This is a genomic window from Ktedonospora formicarum (assembly GCF_016587355.1).
GTDB lineage: Bacteria > Chloroflexota > Ktedonobacteria > Ktedonobacterales > Ktedonobacteraceae > Ktedonobacter > Ktedonobacter formicarum.
In genome coordinates this window covers 3,048,932-3,066,646 of sequence record NZ_BNJF01000001.1, presented here as the reverse complement: position 1 = coordinate 3,066,646, position 17,715 = coordinate 3,048,932, and the positions used below count along the sequence as shown (strand labels likewise).

Genomic DNA, 17,715 nt, shown 5'->3' with positions numbered 1-17,715 from the left:
TTGACCAGAATGGTGATACACAGCTTGTTCTTTCCCCGGAACTGCTTCGCAAGAGGTTGTCACTTTTACCTCTGTCGCGTTCGTCTCTCCCTACTATGTATACACACTCTCCGCGCCGATGATCTACAATCACTTAGGCGGTGACACTGTATGCAGACAAGTAACAATTAACGACACGCTCGCATCAATCGCTTCTGAAGCACAATACGACCCCATTGGAGACCCAGGAAACCGGGCTACGTCTGTAGCTGGCTATTCCCCTGGTCCTGGTCAATGGACGATTCAGTTTTATCTCACTGCGACTATGGCGCAAGTCTACATCGCATCAATCGGCCTAAGTGAAACAAACACAGTAGGCACGGGAAACCTCCACAACCACCTCGTTATCGGCTACGATCACACATCCGTTAACTCTGACCTCGCAATAGACGCCACTATCACCATCGTAAACATCTAGAAAGACATATCATGCCTCTCACTCGAAGAATAAACGGAAACGACCCTCAGAATTTAGTTAAGGCATCCTGGTTTAATGACTTTCTTGATTTATTGACTGGTCTCATGTCCGATCAGGTCGTAAAGATCAAGCACAATCTCAATCTCACACCAATATCAACCACACTTCCCGCCGCGCCTGTGCTGACGCTTATTACTGCTAGTACGGGGCTAAACCAGGGGACATATCAGTACGGTGTATCTTTTGTATCTGGTGATGGTGGTGAGATTATAGGCAACTTTTCAACCGTCAACACAACTTCTACACAGAAGCAGGTAGCTCTATCAGCCATTCCAATAGGACCAGCAGGAACGGTACAACGCAAGATTTACCGTACACCCGTAGGCGGCAATGGCACGAACATGGGTTTAGTGACTACGCTCAACGATAACACGACCACGACCTACACAGACGCCTTACCTGATACCTCTCTCGGTGCGCTTATTCCAACTCATAGTTCATTCGGTGGTAGCCTGATGCTTCCCGGCGCAAACGGCGCGGTTATGTTCAATGGAACATCGTCACAGGGAGAAGCACCTAATACCTTGTGGATGGGCGCGGTTGCTGGTGGAACTGGCCCCGATCTATATATTACCAACCAATCATCAGGCATCATTGTGATGCGTGCAGCAGGCGAGCGAATCAACCTCAGAAACGGCAATAACACACAGTTTGGAGAATTTACCAGAAGTAGCTCTGTGTTCGTTATCAAGAACACTGGCACGGGCGGTATCGGACTGAGAAATAACGGTGGTAGGCTTGCCGAAGCTCGCGCTAACGGTAACTTCACTATCGGAGGTCTAACGTATGACAACAATGGAACGGGTTTCGATGGTTTCGACGTTGCAGAATGTTATCGCGTAGACCAGGAGTATGAGCCGGGTACTATTGTCTGTCCTGTAGATGCTGCATACAACTACCCACTTGATTCCTCTGACCCCGAATCTACCCCGGCAGTACAGAGATGCACACACGACGCCTGTAACATGGCTATGACTATCTCAAACATCCCTGGTTTCTGTATGGGAGCAAGGAACGTACCGAGCATGGGGAAGATTACGACCCTGACAAACCCCTCGCGCAAGCAACGGCTCTAGCCGGACGAGTATTCGTAAAGACTGATTCTGACATCAAGGCGCGCGCGTATGTGTGCTCTGATGGAAAAGGCGGAGTGAGAGCGGTCGCTACAGGCGAATCTGTACTGTCAATCGGCGTGGCTCTGGCAGCATCGAATCAAGGTGTGGTCCCTATAGTCGTTCGTCCAACATTCGTGAGCCTTTAAGGAGTAAAGCAGTGTCACCACAAATAAACGACTATAACGACTTTCGCCAGATCGTACAAGACGTTGTAAGTCCACTCAAAGACCAGCTAGACCGCATCTACGAGAGTCTTAACAATGACTTTGCTCGAAAAGAACGAGTAGAGTTACTTGAAAAAGACCTTGAGCGCGAGCGAACCGAACGTAAGCAGGCACAAGACAAGTTAGAGGCGCAAGTCATGGGTACAACGCAGAAGATTGTACTCTACATCACGACCGGGTTAAGCATCCTTATCTCTATCCTCTCCCTCCTTGATCGCCTCCCACATTAATCTTTTTCATAGATTGCTGTAATTTGCTTGGCTCTCCCTAGAAATGCATCGGTTATGGTGCTGCTAACCAGCCTCCAACCCTCTTTTAGTTTCTTGTCGCAATCCTTCCGAAACTTTTGCGGTGCTGTCTTCCAGAAATCCGTGCGATAGTGAATGACTTCCTGGGTTGTCATAACCGACTCCTTCTATGCTTAGTTGCTTGCTTGCAATTATAGCACAGCAATTCAATCCCCCTCAGTCTCCCCTCAAGAAAGGTTTCCTCATGGCTATCTGGATTCCTAGCCCGAACTATATGTCTCGAAACGGCTGGAAACCGAAATGGATTATCTGTCATGGCACGGCAGGCTTCACCACCGCTCAGCAGGTTGGTAACTACTTTGCTCAGTCTTCCTCACAAGTTAGTTCGCACTATGTTGTGGGTCAGGATGGCACGGTAGTTCAGTGTGTTGATGAGCAATACGCGGCATGGGCAAATGGCCCGATCACTAGCGGCGCAGACTCATGGTGGTATTCAGTCGGTAACCCAAATTGGGCAACGATCTCAATCGAACATGTTAAACCACACACGGATAACTCAGACCAGCTTACCGACGCACAAAAAGCCGCTACCTTCAAACTCATTAAAGAAATCTGTGTGCGTTGGAACATCCCCTTTCACCAAGCCAACTCAAACGGTGGTATCACTGGTCACTTCAGTACCGACCCCGTAAACCGCTCACGATGCCCCGGACCCTTCCCCTGGAATGAACTTTTTGCTTTAGGAGTAGATGACATGCTTGATCTTACCGACGCCTTTGCAAGTGCTCACTTTGAGCAGGCTGGTAACAGTTGGAAATGTAAATCAAATGGTATCACTATCGGAGAGCCGTTTCTCAGTTACTATAGGCACTCAGACGGCGCTCTACGCCTGCCTGTGACGGTTGTACACACAGAAGACAATGGTGTTAGGTGGCAGCGATTTGAGAGCGGTATCCTCGCGTATGACCCGAAAAACGTAGACGATAATCCTGGTGTCAAAGATAGCAACGGTGTCTACGTTATAAAACTCACCTCTGACCTTGCGAAGAAATTGCTCTTTCAATCCTACCTCGATCAGATCAAAGTTGCTCAGGATGTTGTGACGCAGGCGCAGACGGATAACAAAGCCCTCAAAGATCAAGTTGCCGCACAGCAACAGAGTGTAGCCACACTGCAACAGCAATTAGCCGCTCTGCAACAGCAGCTTACCCAGGCGCAAGGTATTGATCATGCCCCCCCTCAAAGCGGCCCTCGAACAAACCGTCGCCTCTCTTCAAACGGCAATTAATACCCTCTAATTACGAAAAGGAAACCATACATGAACTTTCAACTAACTGATGCTGAGATTCAACTTATTGCGGCTATCGTTGTCCCGTTCGTCATTTCGGCGGCTGGCGCACTGTTCAAGCTCTTAATTGAGAAGCTGCCAAGTGCTCAGAGAGCAAATGCTGAGAAGCTTGTTGAGGTGGCTGTGAAGCAGGTAGAGCAGCAGTGTAAGGGGCTGGAAGGCCCGGAGAAGAGAGCAGAAGCAGTTGCACTATTGCAGACTCTTCTCAAGGCCGCACACATCAATGTACCTAGTTCCATCGTCGAATCCCTGATTGAAGCAGTTGTTTTTGAAATTAACAAAGACAAGCCTCAAGCGTAACTTAAACGATTTTTGTCCTCTTACTTCTGCGCTCTGCGGCGGTAGGAGGACTCACTTTTTGTTACGCCAGCGAGGTAGCCCCGGAGAACGTTTATAATGCTGTTATAATCCTCATCCGGCAAGGACATAACGGTAGGTGCGAGCATATCAAGTTCCTGCAAACGCGGGTCGTTCAAGTCATATCTGCCGTTTGACTCAAGTTCTTCGGGTCTATATCCAGCAATCTGCAACAACTTATTTACATCCAGATTCAAGGCATCGCACACTTGAGCGGTGTCAAATAAGCCAAGACGCTTATACGGACCCTGGAAGAAGCTATAAATAAAAGTCTGAGACTTTTCTAGCTCCTCCGCGAGTTTCTCTTTTGTAATGCCGCGCTTCTGAAGTCCGGTGTTAAGGTAGCTCTCCCAAGCATTGTTTACCTCTTCAGAAAAATTACGCGACGACTGTGGTATAACTCCCATGTACTTCTCTTTCTCTCTCCCGATATGATAAGATTGGTGAGGTGGTCTTACTGTGGAGTCATTTCGTTGAGCTATTTACCTTGCTCATCACGGACAATTGTACCTGATAAGGTAACGACATGTCAACAGTAGACTAACCGTACTTCAGTGAGTTCTTTTAGTGTGCTAAAAATTCGGAAAGTGGTACACTAAAAAGTGGAAAGTCCGTTTCTAGTTGATCGGTTATACCCTATGCGGCTATGAGTTATGATGTTCCGGCGATGAGTTATGAGTCATTTTAAGGGGTGTAGATCAAAAGTCGGTTTCGTAGGGGTAGTTACTGAGCAGACTCTACAGGCGGTTTTAGGTAGGGAAAGTGGGGATGAGAGGACTCGAACCTCCGACGCACGGTTTAGGAAACCGACGCTCTATCCACTGAGCTACACCCCCAACGCTCCAATCATACCATACTCGTCAATCATACTTCAATCCCCTTTGCACCTCCCATCACAGCTGACCATGTATCTAATCCTGTCACTAGCTTTTCCCCTTTTACAGTAAACTTTTACAGTAAACTACTAGCAGGCCTTCTCGACACAAGGCCACAGCAAGCAGTACACTTGCTGATATGAACGCTCGAATCTGGAAGGCGAAAGACTCGTTTCCCCATGTGGCTTGACCAATTGAGAAAGATCGCTCTTCGCCTTCCTGGGTTCCTGGAAAACGAATCATTGGAGAGTCGCGCCGTGAGCGCCGCAGTAAAAGGACCCTCTCGCCTCACCAGGAGCCGTTGTTTCAGCAGGAGGGCCTGCGTATGTGGTTTGCAGGAATCGATTGGGCAGATACCCATCATGACATTCTTGTCCTCGATGAACGAGGGCAAAAACTCACTTCGTTTCGGGTCATGCACACCTCGAAAGGCCTCGACGAGCTGACCAACCGCCTGACAGCCATCTGTGGTCCAGAGCACAAGGCCGAACTGGCCTGCATTGTTGAGACCACTCGTGGCTTGTTGATTACGTACTTGTTGGAAGCTGGGTTTACCGTCTATCCAGTCAACCCCAAAACGGTGGATCGCAAACGCTCGGCATCGGGAGCCAAGACGGACCAGATTGATGCCTATCTGCTGGCGAAACACGGCCGATCGGAGTTGGCTGATCTGCGGCGACTGGAACCCGATAGCCCCTTGATTGCCGAACTCAAAGCCTTGACGCGCGATCAAGATGGCTTGATCCAGATGCAAACCCGCCTGGTCAATCAACTGACCGCTTGTCTCAAAGCCTACTATCCGGTTGCGCTCACCCTGTTTACCAAGGTGCAGCAACCTTCGACCTTGCACTTCTTGCTCGCCTATCCGACCCCGCAGGAGGCGATGAACGCTTCGTGTGAAGCGATTGCTGAAGTGTTGAAAAGCGCTGGGCATCCAACGCCAAAGAAGACCGCGGCCTCGATTGTGAACCAGGTGCATCAACCCCAATTGGCTGCCGATGACGTGACATGCAGGACCAAATCGCGTTTGTTGATCGCTCTGATTCGTCAATTGCAGCCTGTGATGGAAGCGATTGCCGCCTATGATCAGGAGATCGAGCGTCTTTTTTTGATGCATGCTGACAGTCATCTCTTTCTCAAGCTGCCTCGTGCAGGCAAGCGGATTGCCCCACGACTGTTGGCAGAAATTGGGGATGATCGCTCGCGCTATCAAGGTGCGGCCAGTTTGCAAGCCTTGGCTGGGACCTCGCCAGTCCCCTATGAAAGTGGCAACTATGCCAAGCCGCATCGGCGCTATGCCTGCATCAAGCCGTTGCGCAATGTGCTGCAGCAGTTTGCCTGGCAAAGCATCCAGACCGAAACCTGGGCTAGCGAGTACTATGAGCGCAAACGTCGGGAAGGCAAAAGTCACAGCGTTGCTGTCCGTGCGCTGGCCAATGTCTGGGTCCGCATTCTCTTTGCGCTGTGGCTCAAAAGAGAAGCCTACCAGCCTGCGATCTTTGAACACGCTAGACATCAGCATGCGCCTCGTGCGGCATGAGGGCTGAATCAACCACAGAGAAACGAAACACTCGCGCCTCCCAGGCAAAACAGGGCCTGTTTTTGCCTTTCAACTCGGCATGCCTTTTTTTGACCACGCAAGCTCAGGCGTGTCAAGGAAAGCGCAGCGGCTTGACGCGCCTGAGCGACGTGGTACACTCCTTCATGCCGTGTTGGAAGCATCGTTCTTCCTCCTGTTCTCAATTGTTGCCTGGTTTCACATTGATCATTTGAGGACTTGACATAGAGAGTCTTTCTCTCAGGGGGGTTCTTTCTGCCATCTCATCCCTTCAACATTCGGGATGTTCCATGTTCTCTGGCCTTGGATAGTAAAACAAAAAACGTTCAATCCTCTAGCACAAGTGAAGAAATCCATTATAATATCGCTATCAAAGTGACGCTTTGGAGGGAAGCGGGATCGCGTGATAAAGGCTCATGCGATCCCTGATTCATAGATGCATGGGGTCTCATTTCGACATAATAAGGTATGGTCATTATGAAGGCTTAGCGAATGATACTCCCTGGCCCGTTTGATAGCGCTGATAAGATACGGCTGCAGGATTGGGCCACCAGTTCATAGAACTGGCAATGACTGATCCATCATCAAGCACTCGCTCCACTATCCCAACATGACCCGCGCTACCCGCACCTTGTACACCACTCTGAAGTATAATTATAGATCCTACTGATGGTGTAGCGGAGACGTCCCAGCCATATTCAGCCGCGCGAGTAGCCCACTGCCAGGCCATCGCGTTATTATGCCAGGGAACAAAATAGCCGTAGAGTTCGTGAAAACGATTATCGGCATACCAGGTACATGTGCCAAAGGGGAAGCTGTTATAATCCTGAAAGTCATCGATATCTGGCTTGTTTGGGCGCTCAATTTGGGGGGATGGGGTCTCTCTATTCCAAAATCTCCATCCTCATGATCCAGGTCCAGAGATTGAAAATATGGCTGTTCACTCGATTGTGATTTAGTTTGAGCGATTTTAGCAATTCCAGGTTGATATGGGGAAGCAGTAGTGGCTTGAGCGTCTTGCATATTTAGACACAGAGCCACAGCTATTGAACAAACAACCAGTAACGCCGTCGCTCCTACTTTAACCATTATATGTATCATAGATGACCGGGTAATATCCCAGTTTTTCCGCTGTAATTGCAATGTATCCTCTTTTCTTTAGGCAATTTGCAGACCCCTGCAATAGTTTGTAGATCCCTTCAAACGCGTTATATGCAGCTGCATATTTTTAACCCGCTCAGGTTGGAATTCTCTGCCTAAAAATACTATACATCGCAACTTGTAAAAATAAATACCGATATGCCGACGTGCCAAAAGAAGCACGTCTATTCCTCGCTCATTTTTCCCAGGAATACGTATTTATAGGGGATCTCGAACTTTATACATACTTGCACACATCAGCAATAAAAATATCGCCTGCCTATTATGCTCGATAAGCTATAAAAGACAAGCGATTTTTTCTGTTTAAAGGATCTTGAGCACGCTCAATTAGAGACGCTGCTTGGGCTTCTTATGTATGAAAGGTGAAGCTTTCTCCTCGGAAGTAGGACGAGATTCAGGCTCACCGGTTTCCTGATTGTAAGCAACCTCTGCAACTTGCTCTCGGCGCAGCGGATTGACGGGCTTCATACCTGCAAGTGGGGGCGTTGAACGGGGACCCGGACGGGAGCTCGGCCAAGCAGGATAAATAGCTTTGACGCTCTCGGTGAGTACTTTATCACTGTCTGAGGCCTGTTCTTGCAGTGCGTTGGTAACGTTGGTAACTTTTTGTTTCGGCATGTGCATCCCTCTAATAAAGCGCAATTTCTCTTGATTATAAGGCCTTTTGCTACCCATGACAACAATGAACACAGCAAAATATTCGCTCCCTTCTATTGTACAATGCATGATCCAGACGTAGCACGGTTCATATCATAGCCTCTTTCTATAAGTGGCATGAAAAGGGGTGTTTTTGGGGCGCTAATCCATTTCAATGGGTAGAAATACATGTTACGATATACCTATTAATAGCAGCCGTATAACTGTGGCAATAAAGGACAATGGTACAATCTATGGTCCAACAAACACACAATCGGGGCTCAGGTCAGAGCGATCTCTCTGATCTTGGCACGTTACGCGCGACCTATTACCATACGATGCTTTCTAAAACTATCTTAACTCTTATAATCTGCTTCGTCGTGCTGGCTCTACTACTGTTTGGTTCGCGCTTCCTCTCACTTCCCCTTCTTACACTGACGCTAGCGGGGATCTTCTCTCTCATCTTTCTAATTGTCCTCATCTCTTGCCTGGTTCTTTTCTTACGCTATCGCTATATCACGGTACGCGTATATGAACATGGACTGGTGGCAACTAACCGCGAGGGCTGGACAGCTATGCGCTGGCGAGAGGTTGAGTATGTCTGGCACAAGGTCGATCTGCAGACGCCAGATCCAAATTTCGAGATCGATACGAACCGCCTGGCATACATCGCATATGATCATCCTCACTCGGCGTCGTGGAGTAATCTCGATTATGTAACCCACACAGAGGCCACCAAAGGATCAAGCATATTAAAACATGCCTATGTTTTACGCGCGTATAGCGGGCTCTCAATCAGTATTCCCTATCACTTTAGGCGCTGGACACGGCTCTGTGAGACCATTGATGAGGAGACAGCTCGGTGCCAGTTCCCAGCGGCTCGGTCGCTCTTTCAACAAGGAAAGCCTGTCTCCTTCGGCCCTCTACTGCTACATCGAGATGGAATGTACTACGGGCAAGATCTGCTCCCCTGGCATCTCTTTGGCGGCTTTTCTGTGGATGAACATTGGGGACTCATAACGATTACCGTGCGTGGCTATGCTAGACCCTGGGCATGGCTACTGCTAGCTCGCGTCCCTAATGTAGCACTTCTTAAAGGAATGCTCGCAACTATACGTGATACACTGGGGCGAATGCGCTTATCATGAGCATCATTGTCGCGACTTATAAAATCTGATATAGTGAGATTAGAGCTTTGCATGCCTGGATTTTCACTATATGTTTAGTCCTTATGCGAAGACTTAAGTATGCTAGGGTTAATACGAAAACCAGTGTCACTATCGTTACTGGCACTCTTTTTGCATAGGGAGGTCACTCTGGTCTTGATAGAGGCATTGCGATGGGTAGCAGTCCTAGTTCATAGAAGACCTTAGCCAGCAGCCCACAATAGTGCATGCAATGGGAGATTTTTGTATGACCACACATGACAGTGCGACCCCTAGTTTAAAACGAACTCCGCTCTATGAGCAGCATCGTGCATTGGGCGCACGATTAGTAGAGTTCGGCGGCTGGGAAATGCCTGTACAGTATAGTAGCATCATTGAGGAGCATCAAAATGTTCGCGAGCGGGCCGGGCTCTTTGATGTGAGCCATATGGGCGAGTTTAAGGTCGAGGGAAGCGATGCCCTGGCTTTCCTCCAATATCTCGTACCAAACGATGTGGCGCGGCTGGCGCAACAACAGGCGCTCTACACACAGCTTTGTAAACCAGACGGTACAACCATTGATGATTTGCTAATCTACTATCTGGCAGACAATCACTACATGCTCGTTGTCAATGCAGCCAACATTGATAAAGATTACGCCTGGATTGAGAGCCATGCGCAGAAGTTTGCTAACGTGACCCTCTCCAATCAGTCGGAAACTACAGCCCTACTGGCCTTACAAGGACCTCTGGCACATTCCATCCTTCAGCCCTTGACCCAGATACAGTTGGGTGAGATTCGCTACTATCACTTCGCGCCTGGTGAAGTGGCTGGTGTTCATTGCATTATTTCGCGCACTGGCTATACGGGCGAGGATGGTTTTGAGCTTTATGCCCCCTCCATAGACGCAGCGCATCTCTGGAACACGCTGCTAGAAGCAGGGAAAGCACAGGGCATCCGACCAGCAGGTCTGGGAGCACGCGATACTTTACGTCTGGAAGCCGCTTACTGCCTCTATGGGCATGAGTTGGATGAAGAGACAAATCCTCTGGAGGCTAATCTAGGCTGGACCGTCAAGCTCAAGAAAGATGCCGATTTTATCGGACGGGCGGCGCTCCAGCAGGCAAAAGAGCAGGGCTTGAAAAAACGCCTGGTAGGTGTAATGTTGCAGGAGCGGGGTGTGCCTCGTAGTGGTTACGCCCTCTTTGCCGATGGGCAGCGCATTGGCATCCTGACCAGTGGTACCCACGGCCCAACGATCCAGAAGAGTATCGGCCTTGGTTTCGTTGATATCGCACACGCGAAGGTGGGAACACTAATTCAGGTGGAGATCCGTGGCAAACAGGTTGCGGCTCAAATTGTGTCGCTGCCCTTTTATAAGCGTGCACAATAGAATTACGCAAGACAATCATATGTCAGAGCTTTCACATATAAACACGGGCACATACATAGGATATTCATATGAAGGGAGAATAACTTACGATGGCAAATCTCAACCATCCAGATAATCTCAAATATACCAAAACTGACGAATGGGTACGTGTAGAAGGCGACCAGGTCGTCATTGGCATCACCGATTACGCTCAGGACCAGCTGGGCGATATTGTTTATATTGAACTTCCCTGGGACGCAGGCCAGAGTCTCGCAAACGAGGATAAATTTGGCGATATCGAGTCCGTTAAAGCTACCTCCGAGCTTGTAGCACCTCTTAGTTGCGAGGTCATCGCCTCCAATGAGGATTTAAAAGAGCGTCCAGAGCTGATCAACGATAGCCCTTACGATGAGGGATGGATGCTCAAAGTTAAACTCGCCAACACAGCAGAGCTTGACCAGTTGATGAGCGCCGAAGAGTATTTACAATACCTGGAAGGTCGCTAGCGCTTCTCGCTAGTGCTCATGAGTGGTCATCTAGCTACACAAACCTGCCACTTCACAGCGCTCAAGCGCTTCGTATGAACATGGGATGAGGGCATTGCTATCTCGCAACCAGGCACAACTTTCATGCCTGCCTTACTCAAAGGGCGATTTGCAATGCTCCCATCCCATGATGCTAGTGAGTCATAGTAGGTGACGAAAATTCCTGAGTAGGTACAATCAGACAATAACCAGGAAGACCACTTTTTTACGCACCTATCCATTTTGGCTATCGTATCCATCGATGCGGTATAATCAGGATGTCTAAAAAGAGTATTAGCTCTTCCGTACAAATGTCTGTGGTTGTTGTGGCTTCTCTGCGCGCAAGCCGATAGAGAAGTGTAATAACACAGCGGTAATGAGGGGAGAGTTTTACCTTGTTACTCCGGGATGAGCAAAACCTATTTTGCGCGCCTCCAGGCCCCTTCATCCTATTTTTATAAATTTCGATTTTTATTATGCCTTTGGCTGTAACTTGCATGTCCTTCGGACGCGACTTGCATGTTATTGTTATCCGAAAACTTGAGCGCGCCAGCGCTAGCCACGGCAGTGGCTTTGGTTTTCGTAATAACCCTTTTAGATCTCCAGGGAGAAATACAAATCCATGAGTTATGTGCCTAATACTCCTGAAGAGCAGCAGGAGATGCTAGCAAGCATGGGCCTCTCTTCAATAGAAGACCTGCTGGCTCCCGTTCCTGAAGATGTTCGGCTGGGTCATCCACTGGACCTGCCACCGGCTCTTGCAGAACCGGATCTTCGCCGCCTGGTCTCGCGCATGGCAGCCCGTAATAAGAGCCTCGATACCACAATCTCATTTTTAGGTGCTGGTACATACGATCACGCTATTCCTAGTGTGGTCCCACATCTCCAGCGCCGCTCTGAATTTGTGACCTCCTATACCCCCTACCAACCCGAGGTGAGCCAGGGAATTCTCCAGGCAACATACGAGTTCCAGACGATGGTTTGCCAAATTACCGGCCTGGACATCGCCAATGCCTCGCTCTATGATGGCGCGACCGCAATGGTAGAGGCTGTCTTTATCGCCCTTGGTCCTGGCGGACGCGGCGAGGTAGTCATTTCGCAGGGAGTTGATCCCCAGTATAGACGTGTCCTTCAGACGTACGCCTTCGCACGCGGCTTTACCATCAAAGAGGTTGCTACTGAAAATGGTGTGACCTCACTAGAAGAGCTTGATGCTGCCGTTACGCCTTCCACTGCGGCAGTTATCATACAACAACCAAACTTCTTGGGTTGCGTTGAGGACGCTCACGCCATTGAAGCTATCGCCCACAAAGGCAAAGGCATCTTTATTACGACGATTACCGAGCCAGCCTCCCTTGGCGTCCTGGCTTCCCCTGGAGAATACGGGGCGGATATCGCCGTTGGTGAGCTCATGAGCTTCGGGAACGCGATGAGCTATGGCGCACCCGCACTGGGTTTTATGGCTGCAAAGCAGAAGTTCATGCGCCTGCTGCCCGGACGTCTCGTCGGGCAGACAGTAGAGGAAGGTGGGAAGAAGCAGACCGGGTATGTTCTAACGCTACAGACGCGTGAACAGCATATTCGCCGCGAGCGTGCAACATCCAATATCTGCACCAATCAATCACTTCTTGCCATTGGCGCAACAATCTATATGGCGGCAATAGGTAAGCAGGGCTTCCGAGAACTAGGAGAACTCTGTCTACGCAAGGCCCATTACGCCTTCCGCCAAATTACGGCAGTCCCAGGATTTGAGCCAGTCTTCCAGAGCCCATTCTTTGATGAATTTGTGGTGCGATCTCCCATCCCTGCCTCCAGGCTTGAACGACATCTCGCACAGGCTGATATCATTGGTGGCTACTCTCTGGCAGAGAGCTATCCAGAACTAGAAAACTGCATACTCTTCTGCGTGACAGAGACACGCACACGAGAAGAAATTGATACCCTGGTCGCAGCGCTGAAGGAGGTACAGGCATGAGCGTCGAGAAGCTGATTTTTGAAAAGGGTGCCCCAGGTCGGCGCGCTACGAATATGCCTGCGCTGGATGTGCCTATGGAGGAGTTGGACGAACTCTTGCCATCTAAGATGCTCCGTAGTGAGCCAGCACCACTGCCCGAGGTAAGCGAAATCGAAGTGGTACGCCACTATACCCACCTCTCGCAACGGAACTTCGGGGTCGACAGCGGCTTCTATCCGCTCGGCTCCTGCACAATGAAATATAATCCCAAGATCAACGAAGATATGGCAGGACTACCCGGTTTTGGGCATATCCATCCTTTACAGCCTGATACAACTGTTCAGGGCGCGATTCAACTTGTCTATGAGCTGGAACGCTACCTGGCGGAGATATCCGGCATGGTCCGCGTGACCCTGCAACCATCAGCAGGCGCACATGGTGAGCTAACCGGTCTAATGTTGATTAAGGCATATCACCAGAGTCGCAATGAAGGCTCACGCAATCTGGTTCTGATTCCCGACAACGCACATGGCACCAATCCTGCCAGCGCGACCCTCGCAGACTACAAGGTCGTTGAGGTAAAGACGAACCCCCAGACAGGAGGCGTGGATCTTGAGCACCTGCACACACTCCTGGAAAAGCATGGTCCCAGCGTCGCCGCCATTATGTTGACAAATCCAAATACCCTGGGTCTCTTCGACTCCAATATCTTGGAGGTCGCGCGCCAGATCCATGAGGTTGGTGGGCAACTCTATTATGATGGAGCGAACGCGAACGCCGTTATGGGCATTACGCGCCCCGGCGATATGGGTTTTGATGTCGTTCACTTCAATCTACACAAAACATGTAGCACACCACATGGTGGTGGTGGTCCTGGAGCCGGCCCTATTGGAGTCAAGTCACATCTCGTCCCCTTCTTGCCCGGCCCACTGCCAGCGAAGCATGGAGATGGCACCTACTCCTGGGAGGATGCGGGTCCACAATCTATTGGCAAGGTGCGTGCGAATAAGGGCAACTTTGGCGTTCTGGTTCGCGCATACACATATATTCGCTCCAATGGTCCTGATGGTCTGCGTAGCGTCTCGGAAAGCGCCATTCTCAACGCCAACTATGTGAAGCATGGTCTCGCCGAGGAGTATGAGATCGCCTATCCGCTTATCTGCCAGCACGAGTTTGTGGCAACGGCTCGCCGTCAAAAACAGGAGGCAGGAGTTACAGCGACGGATATCGCCAAGCGCCTGCTTGACTTCGGGATGTATGCACCTACGACCTACTTCCCACTGATCGTTCCAGAGGCGCTAATGATCGAACCCACCGAGACTGAGACACGCGAGACTCTTGATGAGTTCATTCAGGTCATGAAGCAGATCGCCGAGGAGACACGAACCACTCCTGAAGTAGTGAAAACGGCTCCGCACACTACAGTCATCGGACGCCTGGATCAAGCACTGGCAGCCCGTAAACCCAATCTGCGCTGGGAACCCGGACAGGAGGTCACTCACGCTTAATTAAAGCATGCGTACAAGCGGCGGGACTGTATCTCGCCGCTTGCCTCGTTATTTCTTGCGCAAGAGTAAGCAGTGAAACTCAACATCGCAAGGCTGCCTCTCAATCGCGCTCAGACGCTCCTCAATAGCATCCGTCATATGCCAGTAGTTGGGAGTCATACGCACCAGTTGGCGCAACGCCTCCTGATCCAGGTCAAGCGTATACGCAACATCATGCTGTTCCAGCAAATCAAAGTTTGCGGTAACCTGTGAGAGAACGTGCTGCCGCTTATTCTCCTCCAAATTCAGTAAACCCAGTTCTGCACGTGCTTGCGCCAAATGATGCTCTCCAGGGATGACTATAAGCAGTTCCCCCTGTGATACCAGCACACGCGCGAACTCGGAGATATTGCGTGGAGCAAAAACATTGAGGATAGTCTGAACGCTGGCATCGCGCAGGGGCAGGTGCTCCTTAAGATTAGCAACGATAAACTGGGCCTGGGGATAGCTTTTTGCCGCCATCCGGATCGCATCTTTCGAGATATCGAATCCCAACGCGCAGGTATACGAATTGGCTTCGAGCTGTGCCAGTAGATAACCAAGATAATAACCGTTTCCACAGCCCGCATCAAGAATAGTAAATGGAGAGGCGTTCTCTACCGACCTCTCGCGTAGGCGGGCCATCAGCAGCTCGGTCAATCTCTGTGCCAGAGGAGCGTAGTACCCTCGCTCCAGAAAGGCCCGCCTAGCCTCTAACATCTCCTTCGTATCCCCACTGGCCTTCTTACGCAACAGATAAAGATAGCCCTCGCGCGCGATATCAAAGGTGTGTCTCTGCTCACAGAGCAGGCTTCGAGCCTCAACATGAAAGCTACCTTGACAGAGGGGACAGGTTAAAAGGTTCAGGGCGCATGTCTTAATGGTCACAGCTTCTCCCATTCGCTGGCATAACAAATAGATACGCTCATAGAGCGGAACATGTCCAGAGCCATAGTATAACTATCTCATAGCAACACAACAAGGGCCCAGTTAGTCCCCCACAGTAATCAGAAATGACTATCTATGTTAGAATAAGGCAGGCTAAGCGCTATTGAAGCACACGCCCATGAAGGCCGATATATTTGGCTAGACCTCTTGTTTGTCTAGGCCCATGTTGGCCCGAGAATCGAAGCCATTCGTTTTCCAAACATCATTCACAAAACGAGTAGTGTTCGCTTTCCAAGACGAGCAGCAATAATGCATGCGTTGCACACAAGAATATATTGTTGAGGAGAATACACATGGAATATGCGGTCCTTGGAGGGGGCGCTTTAGGGCTGATGACGGCCTATCGTCTGGCTCAGGCCGGGCACTCGGTCATGCTCTTCGAGAAGGAACCAATGGCTGGCGGATTAGCCTCAGGCTTTCGCGTTGGCGACTCCTGGCTAGATAAGTTTTATCACCATATCTTTCGCTCTGATACGACCGTCATTCGCATCATCAAGGAGTTAGGGTTAGAGGACCAGCTTGAATGGCTACGACCCCGCACGGTTAGCCTGATCGACAACAAAATCGAGCAGCTTGACTCTCCTCTCACTCTGCTCAAGTTCAAGCCCTGGCGGCTGGATGAGCGGCTGCGCGTGGGCGCGGTTCTGGCATTTCTCAAGATCGCTCCTCCCTCGTGGTTCGAGGGTAAAACCGCTATCCCCTGGCTCAAGCGCTGGATGGGGAAGCGTCCCTATGAAGTGCTCTTTGAGCCACTCTTCACCGGTAAGTTTGGCGACCTGCGCGATAAAATTGCCCTTCCCTGGATCTGGGCCCGACTCCATGATCGCACAACTCAGCTTGGCTACCTGCGAGGTGGCTTCCAGTTGCTCTATGATCGACTTAGTGAGCGTATTCAGGAGCTAAGTGGCAAGATACTTCTGGGAACCAGTGTAGACCAGGTTCAGCATGACAACGGACGCTGGCATGTACATACCAACCAGGGTTCATGGGAGTTTGATCAGGTGATATCAACGCTACCCACGCGCCTGACCTGCCAGTTAATACCAGAGCTTCCTTCTGACTATCGCCAACAATATGACGGGGTGCAAGCATACGGAGCCCACTGCCTCATCCTGGCACTGGATCGTCCTCTGACAGATATCTACTGGATGAACATCTGCGATCCAGGTTATCCCTTTATGGCCCTGGTTGAACATACCAACTATCGACCAATTGAGGAGTACGGTGGACGCCACCTGATCTACCTGGGCAACTATCGCCCAATGCATGACCCTCTCTTCACTCAAAGCAAAGAGGAGGTCCTGGCAGCCTTCCTTCCACAGGTCAAACGCATTCAGCCTTCCTTCGATCCTTCATGGGTCACCGAGAGTTGGATATTTCATGCCCCCTTTGCTCAGCCAATCGTAACCGTTGATTATCGTGAGCATATTCCACCTCACCGGACACCATTGCAAGGTCTCTGGCTGGCGAATATGTTCCAGGTCTACCCTCATGACCGAGGTCAGAACTACTCACTTGCACTTGCCGAAGACCTGATCCAACAGGTCCTACATGAAGCAAAATCGCACACAGAGGAATCAGGCGCTGCAGGCGAATAGCCTGTGCGCTGGCTCCCCGGGCTGAGATCAATTTGATCGATCCATGCTAAATTCAGCCATAAACCTATTGTCAAATAGCAAGAGGTATGCTATACTAGCCGTTGAGCAGTATAATAATTCGCTCCGGCTACTTGGGCCGGGAAGAAAGAAAGATTGTCGGTTTCGTAGGTTACAGCTTCGTAGTCGGATATCATACCCGTCTACTCCTTATGTAAAAACCTGAGCGCGTTAGCGCTAGACACGCCAGTGGCGTTGGTTTTCTTATAAGGTTTTAGTGGTCGAACCTGGAAATTGAGTAAGCTTGCTCAAAACGGATAAGTGCGGTGCGATAAAGCATTTGCATGGAAGACTTTCGGGGTGTGGCGCAGTCGGCTAGCGCGCAGCGTTCGGGACGCTGAGGTCGGAGGTTCAAGTCCTCTCACCCCGACCAGGTAAGGCACATACTCTTCCCCTTAGGTGATAAGGGGAGCGAAGGAAGTATCGATGTATAAGGTCGATAAAACAGAAAACTGTTCCTTCAGTGTGATGAGTATGTGCCGCTTTTTTTTTGCAGGCACTAAGGAGTTTTCCTAACATGCGGGTTCTCAGGTTGTGTACAATGCAGACCGA

At 50.1% G+C, this 17,715-nt stretch carries 17 protein-coding genes and 2 tRNA genes; 12 read left to right on the top strand and 7 right to left on the bottom strand.

Annotation, left to right across the window (positions count from 1 at the left end; all coding sequences use genetic code 11):
• The first annotated feature begins 468 nt into the window (after positions 1-468).
• Positions 469-1,593 (top strand): hypothetical protein, encoded by a 1,125-nt coding sequence (locus K3T82_RS13150; RefSeq protein ID WP_220193896.1) that lies wholly within the window; start codon positions 469-471, stop codon positions 1,591-1,593.
• A gap of 196 nt (positions 1,594-1,789) precedes the next feature.
• Positions 1,790-2,086 carry a hypothetical protein gene (locus K3T82_RS13145; protein WP_220193895.1) on the top strand — a complete coding sequence of 99 codons (297 nt, stop codon included), beginning with the start codon at positions 1,790-1,792 and terminating at the stop codon, positions 2,084-2,086.
• On the opposite strand, the gene K3T82_RS13140 is transcribed toward K3T82_RS13145, so the two are convergent.
• A complete protein-coding gene (locus K3T82_RS13140) occupies positions 2,083-2,259 on the bottom strand; it encodes a hypothetical protein (RefSeq protein WP_220193894.1) in 177 nt (58 codons plus the stop codon). The two genes, K3T82_RS13145 and K3T82_RS13140, sit on opposite strands and share 4 nt — an antisense overlap.
• A gap of 89 nt (positions 2,260-2,348) precedes the next feature.
• Here K3T82_RS13140 and K3T82_RS13135 point away from each other — a divergent pair, with 89 nt between their 5' ends.
• Together K3T82_RS13135 and K3T82_RS13130 are read left to right on the top strand one after the other, a co-directional pair.
• Positions 2,349-3,392, top strand: a complete 1,044-nt coding sequence (locus tag K3T82_RS13135) for an N-acetylmuramoyl-L-alanine amidase (RefSeq protein WP_220193893.1) — start codon at positions 2,349-2,351, stop codon at positions 3,390-3,392.
• Positions 3,393-3,422: 30 nt separating this feature from the next.
• Positions 3,423-3,752: a phage holin gene (locus K3T82_RS13130; protein WP_220193892.1), complete on the top strand. Its 330-nt coding sequence runs from the start codon at positions 3,423-3,425 to the stop codon at positions 3,750-3,752.
• Positions 3,753-3,772: 20 nt separating this feature from the next.
• Here K3T82_RS13130 and K3T82_RS13125 read toward each other — a convergent pair whose 3' ends face one another.
• On the bottom strand, positions 3,773-4,216 hold the full coding sequence (locus K3T82_RS13125) for a helix-turn-helix domain-containing protein (protein WP_220193891.1): 444 nt from the start codon (positions 4,214-4,216) through the stop codon (positions 3,773-3,775).
• Between the two features lie 356 nt (positions 4,217-4,572).
• Positions 4,573-4,645: transfer RNA gene (locus K3T82_RS13120), tRNA-Arg, on the bottom strand.
• A gap of 364 nt (positions 4,646-5,009) precedes the next feature.
• Between K3T82_RS13120 and K3T82_RS13115 the strand changes: the two genes are divergently transcribed.
• Entirely contained in the window at positions 5,010-6,224 is a 1,215-nt protein-coding gene (locus tag K3T82_RS13115) for an IS110 family RNA-guided transposase (protein ID WP_220193890.1), read from the top strand.
• Between the two features lie 8 nt (positions 6,225-6,232).
• Here K3T82_RS13115 and K3T82_RS13110 read toward each other — a convergent pair whose 3' ends face one another.
• The 3 genes from K3T82_RS13110 to K3T82_RS13100 form a co-directional block, all read right to left on the bottom strand.
• Positions 6,233-6,406 (bottom strand): hypothetical protein, encoded by a 174-nt coding sequence (locus K3T82_RS13110; RefSeq protein WP_220193889.1) that lies wholly within the window; start codon positions 6,404-6,406, stop codon positions 6,233-6,235.
• A gap of 311 nt (positions 6,407-6,717) precedes the next feature.
• A complete protein-coding gene (locus K3T82_RS13105; protein ID WP_236031298.1) occupies positions 6,718-7,083 on the bottom strand; it encodes a CHAP domain-containing protein in 366 nt (121 codons plus the stop codon).
• Between the two features lie 647 nt (positions 7,084-7,730).
• Positions 7,731-8,021, bottom strand: coding sequence for a hypothetical protein (locus K3T82_RS13100; protein WP_220193888.1), 291 nt, complete (start codon positions 8,019-8,021; stop codon positions 7,731-7,733).
• A gap of 272 nt (positions 8,022-8,293) precedes the next feature.
• On the opposite strand from K3T82_RS13100, the gene K3T82_RS13095 reads away from it, so the two are divergent.
• From K3T82_RS13095 to gcvPB, 5 genes are all read left to right on the top strand, one after another.
• Entirely contained in the window at positions 8,294-9,187 is an 894-nt protein-coding gene (locus K3T82_RS13095) for a DUF6585 family protein (protein WP_220193887.1), read from the top strand.
• 265 nt (positions 9,188-9,452) lie between these two features.
• Complete coding sequence (gcvT, locus tag K3T82_RS13090) at positions 9,453-10,577, top strand: glycine cleavage system aminomethyltransferase GcvT (RefSeq protein ID WP_220193886.1); 1,125 nt, start codon at positions 9,453-9,455, stop codon at positions 10,575-10,577.
• A gap of 89 nt (positions 10,578-10,666) precedes the next feature.
• Complete coding sequence (gene gcvH, locus K3T82_RS13085) at positions 10,667-11,062, top strand: glycine cleavage system protein GcvH (protein WP_220193885.1); 396 nt, start codon at positions 10,667-10,669, stop codon at positions 11,060-11,062.
• Between the two features lie 640 nt (positions 11,063-11,702).
• Positions 11,703-13,055 carry an aminomethyl-transferring glycine dehydrogenase subunit GcvPA gene (gene gcvPA, locus K3T82_RS13080; protein ID WP_220193884.1) on the top strand — a complete coding sequence of 451 codons (1,353 nt, stop codon included), beginning with the start codon at positions 11,703-11,705 and terminating at the stop codon, positions 13,053-13,055.
• Positions 13,052-14,542: an aminomethyl-transferring glycine dehydrogenase subunit GcvPB gene (gene gcvPB / locus K3T82_RS13075; protein ID WP_220193883.1), complete on the top strand. Its 1,491-nt coding sequence runs from the start codon at positions 13,052-13,054 to the stop codon at positions 14,540-14,542. The genes gcvPA and gcvPB overlap by 4 nt, the downstream gene beginning before the upstream one ends.
• A 48-nt stretch (positions 14,543-14,590) precedes the next feature.
• On the opposite strand, the gene K3T82_RS13070 is transcribed toward gcvPB, so the two are convergent.
• On the bottom strand, positions 14,591-15,448 hold the full coding sequence (locus K3T82_RS13070) for a putative RNA methyltransferase (protein WP_220193882.1): 858 nt from the start codon (positions 15,446-15,448) through the stop codon (positions 14,591-14,593).
• A 353-nt stretch (positions 15,449-15,801) separates the two neighbouring features.
• Between K3T82_RS13070 and K3T82_RS13065 the strand changes: the two genes are divergently transcribed.
• Together K3T82_RS13065 and K3T82_RS13060 are read left to right on the top strand one after the other, a co-directional pair.
• Positions 15,802-17,106 (top strand): NAD(P)/FAD-dependent oxidoreductase, encoded by a 1,305-nt coding sequence (locus tag K3T82_RS13065; RefSeq protein WP_220193881.1) that lies wholly within the window; start codon positions 15,802-15,804, stop codon positions 17,104-17,106.
• 353 nt (positions 17,107-17,459) lie between these two features.
• A tRNA-Pro gene (locus K3T82_RS13060) sits at positions 17,460-17,536 on the top strand.
• Positions 17,537-17,715: the final 179 nt, after the last annotated feature.

Excerpts from the sequence above, each read along its gene's own strand:
- K3T82_RS13150 (WP_220193896.1), top strand. The coding sequence starts at position 469 with ATGCCTCTCACTCGAAGAATAAACGGAAACGACCCTCAGAATTTAGTT.
- K3T82_RS13140 (WP_220193894.1), bottom strand. The coding sequence starts at position 2,259 with ATGACAACCCAGGAAGTCATTCACTATCGCACGGATTTCTGGAAGACA.
- K3T82_RS13100 (WP_220193888.1), bottom strand. The coding sequence starts at position 8,021 with ATGCCGAAACAAAAAGTTACCAACGTTACCAACGCACTGCAAGAACAG.
- K3T82_RS13065 (WP_220193881.1), top strand. The coding sequence starts at position 15,802 with ATGGAATATGCGGTCCTTGGAGGGGGCGCTTTAGGGCTGATGACGGCC.
- K3T82_RS13135 (WP_220193893.1), top strand. The coding sequence starts at position 2,349 with ATGGCTATCTGGATTCCTAGCCCGAACTATATGTCTCGAAACGGCTGG.
- gcvT (WP_220193886.1), top strand. The coding sequence starts at position 9,453 with ATGACCACACATGACAGTGCGACCCCTAGTTTAAAACGAACTCCGCTC.
- gcvPB (WP_220193883.1), top strand. The coding sequence starts at position 13,052 with ATGAGCGTCGAGAAGCTGATTTTTGAAAAGGGTGCCCCAGGTCGGCGC.
- K3T82_RS13115 (WP_220193890.1), top strand. The coding sequence starts at position 5,010 with ATGTGGTTTGCAGGAATCGATTGGGCAGATACCCATCATGACATTCTT.
- gcvPA (WP_220193884.1), top strand. The coding sequence starts at position 11,703 with ATGAGTTATGTGCCTAATACTCCTGAAGAGCAGCAGGAGATGCTAGCA.
- K3T82_RS13110 (WP_220193889.1), bottom strand. The coding sequence starts at position 6,406 with ATGCTTCCAACACGGCATGAAGGAGTGTACCACGTCGCTCAGGCGCGT.
- gcvH (WP_220193885.1), top strand. The coding sequence starts at position 10,667 with ATGGCAAATCTCAACCATCCAGATAATCTCAAATATACCAAAACTGAC.
- K3T82_RS13095 (WP_220193887.1), top strand. The coding sequence starts at position 8,294 with ATGGTCCAACAAACACACAATCGGGGCTCAGGTCAGAGCGATCTCTCT.
- K3T82_RS13130 (WP_220193892.1), top strand. The coding sequence starts at position 3,423 with ATGAACTTTCAACTAACTGATGCTGAGATTCAACTTATTGCGGCTATC.
- K3T82_RS13125 (WP_220193891.1), bottom strand. The coding sequence starts at position 4,216 with ATGGGAGTTATACCACAGTCGTCGCGTAATTTTTCTGAAGAGGTAAAC.